Source organism: Actinoplanes regularis (genome assembly GCF_900188005.1).
GTDB lineage: Bacteria > Actinomycetota > Actinomycetes > Mycobacteriales > Micromonosporaceae > Actinoplanes > Actinoplanes regularis.
Genome location: NZ_FZNR01000012.1, coordinates 242,610 through 256,298, shown reverse-complemented (window position 1 = coordinate 256,298; position 13,689 = coordinate 242,610). Strand labels below are relative to the sequence as shown.

The following is a 13,689-nucleotide window of genomic DNA, read 5'->3' as shown; positions in this document are numbered from 1 at the left end:
TGTTCGAGGTCGTCGGTGGGTTCGCCGCGGCCGCGGTAGCGGCGGGCGAGGCGGCCGGCGAAGGGCAGGGCCTCCTGGACGAACTCGTCGCGTAGCCGCGATTGGGCCGGGGCGTCGGCGTGTGCCCGGGCCTGGGCGTACCGGTCCGCGAGAACGTCGAGATTCTCGAACGGTTCAAGCTGGCCGGTCTCGCGCATGCCAGCCCCTTCCACCGAAAGTCGAACTCCAGGCCAACCCGTGTCAGTGCCCCGGTGATCCGCTCGCAAACCTCGGACCTCCGGCGACCATCGCGCGGCGAAAATGTCGTACCCGGCGGATAGGTTCCTCCCGAGTAGAGGCCGAGGTCGTCAGGAGGTCCGATGTATCGACAGGGCGATGTGTTGATCATTCCGGTCGGCCCGGACGACGTGCCCGCGTGCGCGCCGGTGCCCCGGGACCGTCGTGGCCGGATGGTTCTCGCGCGCGGCGAGGCGACCGGGCACGCCCACGTGATCGGCGGGCCGGGTGTGCGGCTGATCGCCGATCTCGACGATCCGGAGCGGATGTTCCTCGAGGTGCCGACCCACGGCCGGGTCTCGCACGAGGAGCACGGGCCGATCGCGCTGCCCGGCGGGCACTACCGCGTCGTCCGGCAGCGCGAATACATTCCGGGCGCGTTCCGGCCGGTCGCGGACTGAAGGGAGAGACGATGCGACTGACCCACGAGCAGGAAGCGATGGCCGCCGCGGTCGAGGACCAGTGGCTGGCCGCGGCGGTGGAGACCGGTCCGGCCGCACGGGCGGAGGCCGAGGCCGGCGTGCGCGAGGCCTACCGGCTGGCCGGGGTTCCGGGGCCCGAGCGGATCTACTGGTTCGGCTCGCCTCGGGCGGGCGCCGCGGCCGTCGCGCTGCTGTCGGGCGCAGCTGAGCCCGCTGTGTCCGAGCCTGCCGCTTCTGAACCTGCTGCGTCCCGGCCCGGCGCTTCCGGGTCGGGCGCGTTCCAGTCTGGCGCTTCTGGTCCCGGCGCTTCCGGGTCGGGCGCGTTCCAGTCTGGCGCTTCTGGTCCCAGCGCTTCCGGGCCAGGCGCGTTCCAGCCTGGCGCTTCTGGTCCCGGCGCTTCCGGGCCGGGCGCGTTCCAGCCTGGCGCTTCTGGTCTCGGCGCTTCCGGGCCGGGCGCGTTCCAGCTTGACGCTTCCGGTCCTGCCACTTCCGGTCCCCCCACTTCCGGGTCTGGCGCTTCCGGGCCGGGCTTCTCCGGGCCGGGCGTGTCCTCGCCCGCCGCGGATGAGTCGGGCTCGGATGTTCCGGGGTGGTTTGCCGAGGTGTCTGCCGACCTGCGTCGCCAAGGATGGACGCCGGGGGAGACCGCCGGTGCCTCGCTGCGCCGCCGGGTGCGGACCGAGCCCTGGGCGGCGGCGCGCAAGGCGGCCCTGGAAGCGCTCGGGGCCGAAGGGTGGGCGCAGCTCAGCGCTGCGGCCGGGCGCCGGTCCTGGGGTCTGGTGATGGACCTGGTGGCCGGTCGGCTGCGGCTGCGGCTCGGTGAGGACCTGACGGCCGATCTGCCGGGCGACAACGGGCGAGCCGTACGTCGGCCGGTGCTCGACGCCATCTACGGACAGCAGGACGGCACCTGGCTGAGCACCTTCGAGGCCGCCGACCGGTTGTGCCCGGAGGCTGGCCTGATGACCGGACTGGCCGGTCTCGCCCAGGTGGCCCGGCACAGCGGCTGGTGGTGGGCGCACGAGCGGGTCGCCGTCCTGACCGAGCGCCCGTGCCTGCTGGCCCGGGACAACGTCGGGCGCCTGCACCGCGGCGAGGGCGCGGCCCTCGAATTCCCGGACGGCTATGGCCTGTGGGCCTGGCGCGGCATGCCGATCCCGGCAGATCTTGCCGCCGAGCTCCCGAGCCTGACCCTGGAGCGCATCCGGCAGGAGGAGAACGCCGAGATCCGCCGCGTGATGCTGGAGCACTTCGGCTACGAGCGCTATCTGCGGGAGGCCGGCGCTCACGAGATCGGCTCCGACGAGACCGGCAAGCTGTGGCGGTTGCAGTTGCCCGGCGACGAACCCCTGGTCATGGTCGAGGTGGTCAACTCCACGCCGGAGCCCGACGGGACCAGCCGGGTCTACTGGCTGCGGGTGCCCCCGGAGACGGGGTCCGCGCGTGAGGGCGTGGCTTGGACCTTCGGCCTGACCGCCGAGGAGTACCAGCCGCTGGTCCAGACCTGATCCCCCCTGCCGTGCCCGCCGTTCAGCTCGGCGGGGCCATGGCAGGGGGTCTCGGCCTTGGCTGGGCAGGGCTTCGGCAGGGCCGCGGCAGGGCCTCGGCCTTGGCTCGGCGGGGTCTCGGATCAGCCCGAGGCCGGGTCGTGCCTGGCATCGGCGCCTGGCCAGCCCGTCAGGACGGCGGCCACCTGGGCTCCGTAGGTGTCGAGGCCGTCCGCTGACAGGACCCCGGGGAGCAAGTCGCCGAAGGCGTTCACCTCGGCCACCGCATGTTCTCGCCACCCGGTGCGGAACATCAGATCCACGCCGGCGTGCAGCGTGCGGGGAAAACACGCGGCGGCCCGTTCACATGTCCGCATCGCGGCGTCCCACGCCCGCTCACCGGCTGCGGCCCGCACCGCTGCGACGTCCCCACGGGCATTGCCGAGGTGCAGGTTCGTCATCGGCGACCGGCTGGTCCGGACCACCACGTGCCGTGCCCGGCCGGCGATCACCACGACCCGCAGGTCGAGGACCCGGCCGTCGAGAGCGGCCTTCGGGTACCAACGTTCCACGTGCAGGCCGTCCCCGGCGAGCCGGTCCACGATCGCGGCGATCGATTCCTCGTCGTCGTAACGGCGTACCCGCAGGTTGTTGAAGATCCGGCCCTGGCTCAGCTCCACCGAGGTGACCGCCAGGATCCGCCGTCCGGTGCCGACCGCCAGCGCCAGCACCCCCGATGCGGACGAACCGTAGGCGGGCTTCACGAAGACCCGGTTCCACCCGGCCGTCCGCATCGCCGTCCGCAGCGCCAGATAACTGTCGACCGGCCCGGGCGACGCCCTCCCCGAGCCGTCCTCCCAAGCTGGGACCCCGGTCGCGCCGTCCTCCGAGGCCGGGACCGCGGTTCCGCCTTCCTTCGCGGCTGGAGTCCCGGTCGCGCCGTCTTTGAGGGTCGGGATCCCGGTCGTGCCGTCCTCCAAGGACGGGATCCCGGTTGCGCCTTCCTTCGCGGCCGGAGTTCCAATCCCGCCGTCCTTCAGGGCCGGTGGGACCGGGATCCCGGCCGCGGACAGCACGGCATGGCACCGGGGCTTGGCCGTCATGGCCAGAATGTCCGCCGGCTGGTTGAGCAACGTCCCGCCACCCGCCGCGACCGTTCCGAGTGCCTGCCGCAGGCCCGCGAACGCGGCCGCGCCGCCGATGATCTCCCCGTGCTCGGCCGGCTCGGCCGCGAGGTCACCGCCGAGTGCCCGCAGTAGACGGTCCACCTCGGCGTTCTCGCCCGGCGAGTCGATCCGCACGAGCGAGCCGGGCCCCGGAACCCGCCCGGAGAGCAGCACGTCCCGCCAGGGAAAGATCTCCGGCGTACGCAGCCCGGCCCGCTCCACGGCCGCGACGAACTGGGCGACCCGGCGGTTCTCCGGGTTGCCGACGACGGCCAGCCGCACTACTCGGACACCGCGGTGTACCGGCCCCAGCGCTCCTCGGTCTGCCGCTCCGAGACGTCGACCGCGACCCCCGGCAGCTCGTCGACCACGCGCTGGGCCATCTCCGGCGTCATGAAGTGATGGTGCAGGTCGAGCGACTTGAGATGGGTGAGCGGCTGCCCGGCCAGCAGCGACTCGGCACCGGCGTCGCTGAGCACGCCCAGGGACAGGTCCAGCTCGGCGATCCTGGCGACGACCGGGGCGGCGGCGACGGCCGTGGCGACCTCGTCGGCGATCTCCGCGTTGCGCAGGCCGAGGCGGGTGAGCGCGGGCAGCGACCGGCCGGACAGGATCGGCGCGAGGTCGTCGGCGCGGGCGTCACCGCCGTAGTTCTGGACACCGAGCCACAGCTCCAGGCGGGTCAGGTTGGGCAGGTCGCAGGCGCCGACGGAGCGGATCACCGTGGCGGGCAGGCCACCGGTCTGCAAAACGAGCTCGCGCAGGCTCGTGTGCCGGATCGGGCTAAGCTGGAGCTCCTCCGAGCCCCGCACCCACAGGTGCTCCAGGGCCGGGAATGCCTCCAGCAGCGGGGTGTAGTCGCCCTGGTTGATCCACGAGATCTCGCACTGCTCCGAGGACATCTCGCCGACGAACAACCCGCGCAGCCCGGTCAGCCGCGCGGCCCTGTCGACCAGCAGCTCGATCGGGAAAGCGGTCTCGTAGGCCGACCCCCACTCGCCGATGATCAGCGCGGTGGGACCGGCCGGGCCGCAGCGCTCCAGCACCCGGTCGAGGGCCGCCTCGAACTTCTCGATCGGGGCCTCGAAGTCGTCCATGTCGATCCGCCAGGCCACTTGTTCCCGCCGGCCGTGGTCGTCCAGCTCCAGCGAATCCACGACCGGCAGGCCGGCGAAGACGTCGAGCTTGTGGTTGATGGTCACGGGACTCCCTCGTCCGTCGGTCGGTCCTTCGAGAACAGTGCCGAGACGCTAGCAAGAGCCACCGACAGTTTCGCGTCCCGTATCGACCGTCCGGTGATACCTACTGTCCGGAACGGGACGTGTACCTCGACCAGCATGTTGATCACTGCGAGTATCTAGGGCCTCACCGAGAGAGGGCTCCCTCTTCGCCAGGCGTAATCGCGACCGTCCGAAGCGCATCTCTTTCTCCAGAACCGCATCAACCGGATCCGAGGTGCCCCAATGACCATCAACCGAATCAGCTGCGTCACCCCGCCGTTCATCCTGACCAGGCTCCTCGACAGCGAAAACGGAGAGATCCGGCAGGCAGCGCTCGCCACCCTCGTCACCACCGCCAACCTTCGCGGCGAGCGTACGGTTCGCGGGCTGATCGCGGGTGCTCTCGCCGCGCCCGCGGACGGCCGTCGCAGCGTCTACGACTGCAAGGGTTCCACGTTCCTGCCCTTCGCCACGCTGGTCCGTTCGGAGGACGACGGGCCGGTCGCCGACCCGTCGGCCAACCGGGCTTTCGACGGCTTCGGCTCGATCCGGCAGTTCTTCCGCGACGTGTTCCAGCGCAACTCGATCGACGACCGCGGGATGCGCCTGCAGGGCTACGTCCACCGCGGACACCGTTACAACAACGCCTTCTGGGATGGCCAGGAGATGGTCTTCGGCGACGGTGACGGCCTGGTCTTCTCCGACTTCACCGGTTCGCTGGACGTGATCGCCCACGAGCTCGGGCACGGTGTCACCGAGCACACCGCCGGTCTAGAGTACCACCGGCAGTCCGGCGCGCTCAACGAGTCGCTCTCCGACGTCGTCGGCTCGATGGTCAAACAGTGGGCCCTGCAGCAGACCGCGGATCAGGCGGACTGGCTGATCGGCGCGGAGGTCTTCACCCCGACGATCGACGCGGACGCGCTGCGCTCGATGAGGGCGCCGGGCACGGCGTTCGACAACAAGCTGTTCGGCAAGGACCCGCAGCCCGACCACATGGACCGCTTCGTCGAGCTGCCCGACACCGACGAGGGCGACTGGGGCGGGGTGCACATCAACTCCGGCATCCCGAACAAGGCGTTCTACCTGGTCGCGACGGGGATCGGCGGCAACTCCTGGGAGGCGCCGGGCCGCATCTGGTATGAATCGTTGAAGGCGTCGACCTCGACCACCCAGTTCCAGGACTTCGCCGACACGACATACCAGAAGGCCGGGCAGCTGTACGGTACGGGCAGCAACCAGCAGCAGGCGGTCAAGGAGGCGTGGGCCGAGGTGGGCATTCCGGTGACGACGACGCCGAGCCTCGCGGGCTGAGCAGCATGCGGGTGTCCCTGGCGACCCACGGCGGGCTGGCGGCCCCGATCATCCGGCGGCTGCCACCCCGCGTGCTGGACACCGATCAACTCCCGGGCGACGCCGCCCGGGAGTTGCGTCGTCTCGTGGCGGCGGCGGCCGCGGACCCCGGCGCGGCAGGCCCGGCCCCGCACGCCCGCGATGCCATGACCTACACGATCACGGTCGACGACAGCTCGGATTCGACCACCCTGACCAGCTCCGACACGGGGATGTCACCGGCCTTCGGCGCCCTGCTGACCTGGATCGAGCGCCACCTCGGTTAGCCCGGCGTAACCGGTGATCAGGATGTCGACGGCCTGGGCGAAACGGGAGTCGAAGTCCAGGCCGGCCCGGGTCGCGATCACCTCGAGCAGGTTGGGGAATTCGGCCGGGTCCAGATCGCCGGAGCGTTGATCGAGATCCGGCTCGGTGCCCTCGTGGCCGGGGGTCTGGCCGACCTCGGCCAGGGTGTGACCGATCGTGAACATGGCGATCACGTTCACCACGTCCAGCGCCCGGCCCAGTGGCAGGCCGGCCGCCCGCATCGCCGCCAGCCAGCGCTCCGACATCCGCAGTGCGTCCGGCGAGTTCACCGGGCGGGTCGCGACGAGCGGCAGCACTCCCGGATGGGCCAGCAGCGCGGAACGCAGTGAGTGCGCGAAGGTGCGCAACCAGGACGTCCAGTCGTCGCCCGCCGGCTCGCCGAGGTTGGCGAACGCGGTCTCCATGACCCGGTCGACCAGCCCGTCGAGCAGCGCCTCCTTGTTCGGCACGTGCCGGTAGAGCGACATCGCCTCCACGCCCAGCTGTGCCCCCAGTTTCCGCATCGACAGTGCTGGCAAGCCGTGGGCGTCTATCTGATCGAGCGCGGCGTCGAGCACCTTCTCCCTGCTCAGCCCGGCTTTCGGCACACCTCGGCGAACTGCCATCCGAACCTCTCTTGACGATGCTTACAGCGTAAGTCATGCTACCGGAAAAGGTTGTGCTTACGCTGTAAGCATGAGTCCGGAGGTGGACATGTTCGCACTCGCCCTTACTCTGATCCTGGCCACCGTGGCGTACCACGCGGTAATGACGCTCGTCGATCTATTTCCGTTCAACAACGTGCGCGACGCCAGGCGCTCCGAGCAGCTGACGGAGATCGCTGTCAATACTCCGGTAATGGTGCTTCCCGCGATTCTGCTCGCCGCCGCCGCGGCCGCCTCGCTACCGTGGCTCGGCTACCTCGCCGGTGGCATCGAAACCCTCGCGGTCCTGGGCGGCCTGCTGCTGTGGTGGTCGCCGTACCTGGCCGGCGTCACCATGCCCTGGGCCACCGCCGGCACCGGAGTCACCTGGTCCGAACTGCACTCGCGGACCTACGCCGGCACGGTCATCGTCCTGCCGCGCATCGCCGGCCGGCCCCGCCCGAACCTGGAGCACATGATTCTGCACGGCCTGATGCTGGCCGCCGCGACCTGCACGTTCATCGCCACGGGAGCCCTTCGAGCCGGCTGACGCCGACGATTCAACACCTTTTCCGGTACGACGAAGGAGGGTCCGTGTCGTACCGGAGAATCGCCGTCATCTCCGGTGGGCCGGAACCTTCGCCGCGAAATCCGCCCGGGGCACCGACATTCTCAACCGGCCTTTTTCCTTCGGTTCCGGTGCTGCCGCGGTCAGCAGGCCGGTCCGGTATGTACTGCCGACGCCTTCGGCGGCGACCGGAAGTGACCAGTCCACCCGCCACGCCGGGCGTAGCACCGCGACCAGGTACGCGAGTCCGCACACCCACAGCGCCGTTCGCATCCCGCCCAGGTTCAGCAGCACCGCGCCGAACAGGCCACCGATCGGGATCCCCGCCCACGCCCACGCGCTGATCAGCGTCTGCACCCGGCCCCGCAGCGCCGCCGGGATCAACTCCACCTGAAGCGTCTCCAGCAACGGGTTGAACAGCCCGGACCCGATGCCGGCCAGGGCGTACACCGCGATCACCGCCTCCGGCGGCAGGCCCAGCGCGAGCACCAGGATCCGCGTCGGCCCGCTGCTCAACACTCCGATGAGGTACGTCGCCCGGCGCGGCAGCCGGGCCCCGAATCCCGCGGACACCAGCGCCGACGCGATCGAGGCCAGCCCGACGGTGCTCAGTGCCAGCCCGACCACGGTCGCGTCGTGGCCGCCGGCCCGCGCCCAGATCGGCAACAGGACCGCCATCAGCGCCTGGTCGAGCAGGTTCGTCACGACGAACATCGCGGTCACCGCGCGCAGCGCCGGGCTGCCCCGCAGGAACGTGGTGCCGGTGCGCAACCGGTCGAGGTACGTCTCGTCGTCATGGCCGCGGTCACGCACCGGATCGGTCACCGTCAGCGTGACGATCAGCGTGGCCACGCCGAGCATGGCCGCGGCGACCCAGAGCGCGCGGTCCCCGCCCAGGGTCGCGACCAGCCAGCCGGCCAGGGCGGTCCCGGCCGCGGTCGCGGTCCGCTCGACCGCGGTGGCCAGCCCGACGCCGCGCGCCGTCGACTGGCCGGCGTCGGCCGCGGCGAACGGCACCAGCAGCCGCTTCGCGGCGCTGGCCGGCCCGTCGGCACAGCCGACGACGACGAGCATCACGGTCAGCAGCCAGAGCGGTGGAGTGCCGAACACGGCCGGAATCAGTAGTACGAACGCCGAGGTCACGTCCCCGGCCGCGCTGATCCGGCGCGGCCCGATCCGGTCCAGCAGCGGCCCGGCCAGCCACTGCGTGAACGCGTACGGGAGCACCTGGCAGGCCACCACCAGGCCGGCCTGCGCGGCGCTGCCGGTGCGGTCCAGCACCAGCCACGGCACCGCGACGGTGAGCAGCCGGTTCGCTGACAGAGTGCAGGCCTGGGAGCTCAGGACACCGGATAATCCACGCCATCTCACCCGGCCATCACCGGCACGGGCCCGGCAGTACGACGCGGCTCGGCCGCGCGATTGATCAATGTCGCCATCGAACTTCCTTCGGCAAAAGGCGAGGCGGTTTCCTCGCACCGTAGATGCCGATGGCCACGGCAGGTAGTCGGCCGTCGATTAGAAGATAGCCGGTATCAGCGACACGGGTGATGTTCCGGGTACTGTTGCCCGACCATTTGCCGCAGGTCAGACCACCGAAGGTCAACTTCGCCGGTCCGCGTTTATCGGCTAGTCGACTCGCCGAAATGATGTTCCCGAAGTCGCACAGTGAGTCCGTCGTACGCTTCATCTGCTTCTTGACTGCGACGGGAAAACGTGAAGGGCGATTTAATGACCTTGGTGACGGCGAGCGCGATCACGGCGGCGGACGAGGTCTTTCTGGAGCGGGCCGTCGACCTCGCCCGGGCGGCCCGCGAGCGCGGTGACCACCCCTTCGGCTCGCTGCTGGCGACCGCGGACGGCGCCGTGCTGGAGGCGATGAACTCGGTGGTCACCGGCGCCGACCCGACCGGTCACGCGGAGACGAACCTGGTCCGCCTCGCCGGTCGCCTGGACCGTGCCGCGCTGGCCGGCGGCACCCTTTACACCAGCACGGAGCCGTGCGCGATGTGCGCCGGCGCGATCTACTGGTCCGGCGTCGGGCGGGTGGTCTTCGCCCTCTCCGAGGCGGAGCTGAACGCCATGGTCAGCGAGGAGGAGGGCATCCCGCCACTGCGGCTGCCGTCCCGCGAGGTCTTCGCGCGCGGCGGTCGCCCGATCGCGGTCGCCGGCCCGGTCCCCCTGCCCTCCGCCACAGAGGTGCACCGGGGTTTCTGGAGCTGACTGTCAGGCGGGTTCGGGCTCCCGCTCAGGCTCGGTCGGCATCGGCTCGACTGGCGCCGGCGGCAGGTTCGGATTGTCCGGCTCCAGCTCACCCGGATCATCGGGAATCGGTGCCCCGGGATCCAACGGCGGATATCGGTCCGGGTCTGGCGGCAGACTTTCGATCGGCATCAGATCCTCACCCCTCCAAGGCTCAAGATCCAGATACCCGGGTATCGCGAGCCCAAACAGCGGCGGCTCAGGCGAGGTCGTCTTCGCTGAGAGCGTCGAGGATCGCGGTGGCGCCGGCGTTGAAGCGGATGACGCGGTGGATCGTCGCGGGTTCGACCAGGGCGTGCGCGACGACCGCGGCCACGTCGGCCCGGCTCACCGAACCGGCGGTCGCGCCCTGATTCGCGGTCTCGATCCGGCCGGTCGGCGGCTCTAGGGTGAGGCGGCTGGGGGCGAGGATCGTCCAGTCCAGGGTGGTGGAGGCGAGATAGGCGTCGGCGGCACCCTTCGCTTCGGCGTACGGGAAGAAATCGCTCTCCGCGGAAAGGCCGTGATCGATCTGCGAACCGAAGTAGGAGACCATCAGGTAGCGGCGGGCGCCGGCGCGCAGCGCCGCGTCCATCGAGCGGATCGCGGCGTCCCGGTCCACCGCGTACGTCCGCCGCGGGTTCCCGCCGCCGGCCCCGGCGGACCAGATGATCGCGTCCTGGCCGGCAAAGAGCGTGGCCATCGCCTCGACGTCGAGCTGCTCGACGTCGGCGACCACCGGCGCCGCCCCGGTCTCCGCGACCTCCGCGCCGTGCGCGGGATCGCGGAACACCGCGGTCACCTGATGCCCGGCCCGCACCAGCAGCGGCAGCAGCAGCCGGGCCACCTTGCCATGCCCACCCACGACTAGAACGCGCACATTGTCCATTCCGGTCACGCTACCGCGCTTGTGCGCCGACCGAGTGCGGCGACCCGAACGAGCCGGCCCGGTTCGGTGTCGTCCCGGGCCGGCGTCGGAGTGCCGTCGCTACCCGTTCAGGCCGCGACGATCGGCTTGAGCGCCTCGCCGACCCTGCTGACCAGGCCCGGCCGGTGGCCGTTGCGGACCAGGTTGATCGTGATGCCGTCGATGCCGGCGCCGATCACCTGCTCGTGCAGCTGCTCGGCGACCTGCTCCGCGGTGCCGAGGAACGCGCGGTTGCGGCGGTCCTCCGGGATCGTCTCGCCGAGCTCCTTGACCTCCTGCTCGGTCTCGCCGACCATGCCCATGACCAGGTAGCTGGTCGCGAGGGTGGCCGGGTCGCGGCCGATCTCCTCGCACCGCTCACGCAGCACGGAGACCTTGCGGGCCAGGTCGGAGACGTCGCAGATGATGTTCATGTGCTCGGCGAACCTGGCCGCCAGACGGAACGTCTTCTGCTCGCCGGAGCCACCCAGCATGATCGGGATGCTCGGCCGCACCCGCGGGTTGTTCATCGCGCCGCGAGCGGTGTACCACTTGCCCTCGAAGGTGGCCGGCTCGCCCTTGAGCATCGGAGAGATGATGTTCAGCGCCTCCTCGAGCCGCTCGAAGCGCTGCCCGAACGTGCCGAACTCGAAGCCCAGGTCGTTGTGCTCGCGCTCGAACCAGCCGGCGCCGATGCCGAGGATCGCGCGCCCCTTGGAGACCACGTCGAGCGTGGTCACGGTCTTCGCCAGCAGGGCCGGATTACGGTACGTGTTGCCGGTGACCAGCGTCGACAGCTGAATCGTCGAGGTGGCCGTGGCGAGCGCGCCGAGCGTCGTATACGCCTCGAGCATGTTCTGATCCGGAGTGCCGATGCCTGGCAATTGGTAGAAATGGTCCATAACCAGGACGGTGTCGAACCCGGCGGCCTCGGCCTCCTTGGCCTGCGCGACGACCGTGTCGAACAGCTGCTCGTCCGGTGTGCCGGGGTACGTGAAGTTCGGGATCTGGTAGCCGAGCCGGATGGTCACACTGCCTCACTCGATGTAAGAGGTCTCTCACTTGATAATGTAAGAGCCAACTTACACCGGGTAGAGGGAATCGGCATGGGCATGTCGCGAGAACGCGGATATCACCACGGCGACCTGCGCGCGGCCCTGATCACCGCCAGTTTCGAACTGCTCGCCGAGAGCGGCCTGCGACGCTTCTCGGTGGCGGCGGTCGCCCGCCGGCTCGGCGTCAGCTCGGCCGCACCGTACCGCCACTTCCCGGACCGGGACCGCCTGCTCTCCGCGGTCTCCGCGGCCGCTGCCCGCGACCTGCGGTCCGCGATCCTCACGGCCGCCGACGCCGCCGGCCCCGACCCTTCGTCCCGGTTGGCCTCGGTCGCCGACGCCTATTTCCGGTACGTCGTGAGCACCGGCGCCGGACTGCACGTGATCTACGCGGCGGAGCTGTACACGGTTCCTGACGACGCCCGCCGAGTCGAGACGCGTGCGCTGATGGAGACGGTGCTCGACCTCGCGTTCGCCGCCGACGCCCCGTCGTACCAGCAGGCGGTCGCCCTGGTCGAGGCGATCATCGCGGCCGCCCACGGCTACACGTCCCTGTATGCGGAGGGTTTCTTCAACCGCGGGTCGTCGAGCGTCGACGCGATCGCCATGCGCGCGGTCGAGGCCGCGCGCGCCCTCATCCGCGCGCAGACCGGTCGATGACGGGCTGGGCCGTCAGATGATCTTTCATCTGTCTATGCTTCCCATCCGTGATCAACGATGTTCCCTGGCGTCGCCTCGCGCTGGTGCCCGTCGCCGCGGTGCTGGCCGCCGGCAGCCTGAGCGCCTGCCGGTCCGGAAACACACCGGCCGCCGTGGCGGCTTCCGCGTCCGCTTCGGCGGCTCCGCCGGTTGAACTCGTCGCGCCGAGCCTGCCCCGCCCGAGCGCGGGCGCACCCACCTCCGAATTCCAGGCCTGGGTCGGCCAGGAGGTGCGAGCCGCCATGAAGGTGCAGACCGAAGGGCTGCTCAGCGGCGACTTCGGCAAGTTCGCCGGCGCGGCGGAACCGGGGAACAAAGCGCTGCGAGCCGAACTGCAGCGCCGCTTCCGGACCCTGCGGGCACTCCACGTGACCCGCTTCGACCAGCGCATCGACCGGCAGCCGCTCGTGCGGGCGAAGAAGGGCACCTGGCAGGTCGTGCACATCGCCCAGCAGTGCTTCGTGGAGGCGGACTGTGCCATCGACGAGGCGGTCTTCGACAGCATCTGGGCGGAGACCCCGGCCGGGCTGCGCCTGACCGGGTTCCAGCCGCACGCCCGCAAGTCGTCCTGCTTGCGCTGCGTCTCCTACGCCTCCCGGCCCTACAGCCAGCCCTGGGAGACCACTGAGCTGATCGCTCAGGTCGGTGCTCGCACGCTGGTCGCCGTTCCGCCGAAGTACCGCAGCCGCCTCGCCGACCTGTCCCGGCGTGCCGAGAAGGCTGCCGCGGTCGCGGACCGATACCGGATCGGCGACACGCCCGTCGACCGCTACCGGATCTACGTCGCCGACGACGCGTCCTGGCGGCGCTGGTTCGGCGGCTATCCCGGCAGTTGGGTCGCCGGCGTGGCGTTTCCCACCGGCCCGAACCGCATCGATGTCGAGGTCCGCGAATCCGACCTGACAGCCGGCTTCTCCGACGAGCTGCTCACCCACGAGCTGGCCCACGTCTCCACGCTGCGTAACGACACCTACTACGGTCAGGACGACGTCTGGTTCCTGGTCGAGGGCATGGCCGAGTACGTCGAGCACCTGCGGTCGGGCACCGGCGGTTACCGCAACCGTTCCGCGCTGAACCGTCTGCTGCGACAGCGGACCCTGCGCTCGGTGTCCGTCGAACCGCCGGCCGACAATGCCAGCATCCTCGACGCCCAGGGCCGGTACGCCGTCGGGTACTACACGGTCACCTACCTGTCCCAGCGTTACGGGAAGGCGAAGATGCTGCAGTTCTTCCAACAGGCGGTGCAGTACGGCATCGGGCTGGACGGAGCATCGAGGACGGCGTTCGGCAAGCCCTGGGCCAGTGTCGACAAGGAGTGCGCGGCCTACATCCGAAAGCTCTGATCCACGGCGAGTGGCCTTCAACC

Annotated in this window: 14 protein-coding genes and 1 pseudogene; 8 read left to right on the top strand and 7 right to left on the bottom strand. The window is 70.5% G+C overall.

Features of this window, described 5'->3' with window-relative positions; all coding sequences use genetic code 11:
- Positions 1 to 197, bottom strand: a pseudogene (locus CHC09_RS28625) (RNA polymerase subunit sigma); the annotation flags it as partial.
- 162 nt (positions 198 to 359) lie between these two features.
- On the opposite strand from CHC09_RS28625, the gene CHC09_RS28620 reads away from it, so the two are divergent.
- Both CHC09_RS28620 and CHC09_RS28610 read left to right on the top strand, forming a co-directional pair.
- A complete protein-coding gene (locus CHC09_RS28620; RefSeq protein ID WP_089296314.1) occupies positions 360 to 677 on the top strand; it encodes a hypothetical protein in 318 nt (105 codons plus the stop codon).
- A gap of 623 nt (positions 678 to 1,300) precedes the next feature.
- Positions 1,301 to 2,206 carry a DUF6745 domain-containing protein gene (locus CHC09_RS28610; RefSeq protein ID WP_239138518.1) on the top strand — a complete coding sequence of 302 codons (906 nt, stop codon included), beginning with the start codon at positions 1,301 to 1,303 and terminating at the stop codon, positions 2,204 to 2,206.
- Positions 2,207 to 2,328: 122 nt separating this feature from the next.
- Here the strand turns inward: CHC09_RS28610 and CHC09_RS28605 are convergent, their stop codons facing one another.
- Both CHC09_RS28605 and CHC09_RS28600 read right to left on the bottom strand, forming a co-directional pair.
- Positions 2,329 to 3,633 carry an STM4014 family protein gene (locus CHC09_RS28605; protein WP_089296313.1) on the bottom strand — a complete coding sequence of 435 codons (1,305 nt, stop codon included), beginning with the start codon at positions 3,631 to 3,633 and terminating at the stop codon, positions 2,329 to 2,331.
- Positions 3,633 to 4,553, bottom strand: coding sequence for an STM4015 family protein (locus CHC09_RS28600; RefSeq protein WP_089296312.1), 921 nt, complete (start codon positions 4,551 to 4,553; stop codon positions 3,633 to 3,635). Before CHC09_RS28600 ends, CHC09_RS28605 begins: the two co-directional genes overlap by 1 nt.
- Positions 4,554 to 4,814: 261 nt before the next feature.
- Here CHC09_RS28600 and CHC09_RS28595 point away from each other — a divergent pair, with 261 nt between their 5' ends.
- Positions 4,815 to 5,885: a M4 family metallopeptidase gene (locus CHC09_RS28595; RefSeq protein ID WP_089296311.1), complete on the top strand. Its 1,071-nt coding sequence runs from the start codon at positions 4,815 to 4,817 to the stop codon at positions 5,883 to 5,885.
- 5 nt (positions 5,886 to 5,890) lie between these two features.
- On the top strand, positions 5,891 to 6,190 hold the full coding sequence (locus CHC09_RS28590; protein ID WP_089296310.1) for a protealysin inhibitor emfourin: 300 nt from the start codon (positions 5,891 to 5,893) through the stop codon (positions 6,188 to 6,190).
- On the opposite strand, the gene CHC09_RS28585 is transcribed toward CHC09_RS28590, so the two are convergent.
- Positions 6,140 to 6,835 (bottom strand): TetR/AcrR family transcriptional regulator C-terminal domain-containing protein, encoded by a 696-nt coding sequence (locus tag CHC09_RS28585; RefSeq protein ID WP_089296309.1) that lies wholly within the window; start codon positions 6,833 to 6,835, stop codon positions 6,140 to 6,142. The two genes, CHC09_RS28590 and CHC09_RS28585, sit on opposite strands and share 51 nt — an antisense overlap.
- A gap of 70 nt (positions 6,836 to 6,905) precedes the next feature.
- Between CHC09_RS28585 and CHC09_RS28580 the strand changes: the two genes are divergently transcribed.
- Positions 6,906 to 7,403, top strand: coding sequence for a hypothetical protein (locus CHC09_RS28580; RefSeq protein ID WP_089296308.1), 498 nt, complete (start codon positions 6,906 to 6,908; stop codon positions 7,401 to 7,403).
- A 66-nt stretch (positions 7,404 to 7,469) separates the two neighbouring features.
- On the opposite strand, the gene CHC09_RS28575 is transcribed toward CHC09_RS28580, so the two are convergent.
- A complete protein-coding gene (locus tag CHC09_RS28575; RefSeq protein WP_089296307.1) occupies positions 7,470 to 8,792 on the bottom strand; it encodes an MFS transporter in 1,323 nt (440 codons plus the stop codon).
- Positions 8,793 to 9,152: 360 nt separating this feature from the next.
- On the opposite strand from CHC09_RS28575, the gene CHC09_RS28570 reads away from it, so the two are divergent.
- Positions 9,153 to 9,644, top strand: coding sequence for a nucleoside deaminase (locus tag CHC09_RS28570; RefSeq protein WP_089296306.1), 492 nt, complete (start codon positions 9,153 to 9,155; stop codon positions 9,642 to 9,644).
- Positions 9,645 to 9,882: 238 nt separating this feature from the next.
- On the opposite strand, the gene CHC09_RS28565 is transcribed toward CHC09_RS28570, so the two are convergent.
- Together CHC09_RS28565 and CHC09_RS28560 are read right to left on the bottom strand one after the other, a co-directional pair.
- Positions 9,883 to 10,551 (bottom strand): SDR family oxidoreductase, encoded by a 669-nt coding sequence (locus CHC09_RS28565; RefSeq protein ID WP_089296305.1) that lies wholly within the window; start codon positions 10,549 to 10,551, stop codon positions 9,883 to 9,885.
- A 107-nt stretch (positions 10,552 to 10,658) separates the two neighbouring features.
- On the bottom strand, positions 10,659 to 11,600 hold the full coding sequence (locus CHC09_RS28560) for an LLM class F420-dependent oxidoreductase (protein WP_089296304.1): 942 nt from the start codon (positions 11,598 to 11,600) through the stop codon (positions 10,659 to 10,661).
- A gap of 75 nt (positions 11,601 to 11,675) precedes the next feature.
- Between CHC09_RS28560 and CHC09_RS28555 the strand changes: the two genes are divergently transcribed.
- Positions 11,676 to 12,284, top strand: coding sequence for a TetR/AcrR family transcriptional regulator (locus CHC09_RS28555; RefSeq protein WP_239138519.1), 609 nt, complete (start codon positions 11,676 to 11,678; stop codon positions 12,282 to 12,284).
- Between the two features lie 47 nt (positions 12,285 to 12,331).
- Positions 12,332 to 13,666 (top strand): peptidase MA family metallohydrolase, encoded by a 1,335-nt coding sequence (locus CHC09_RS28550; RefSeq protein WP_089296303.1) that lies wholly within the window; start codon positions 12,332 to 12,334, stop codon positions 13,664 to 13,666.
- The last annotated feature ends 23 nt before the right edge of the window (positions 13,667 to 13,689 follow it).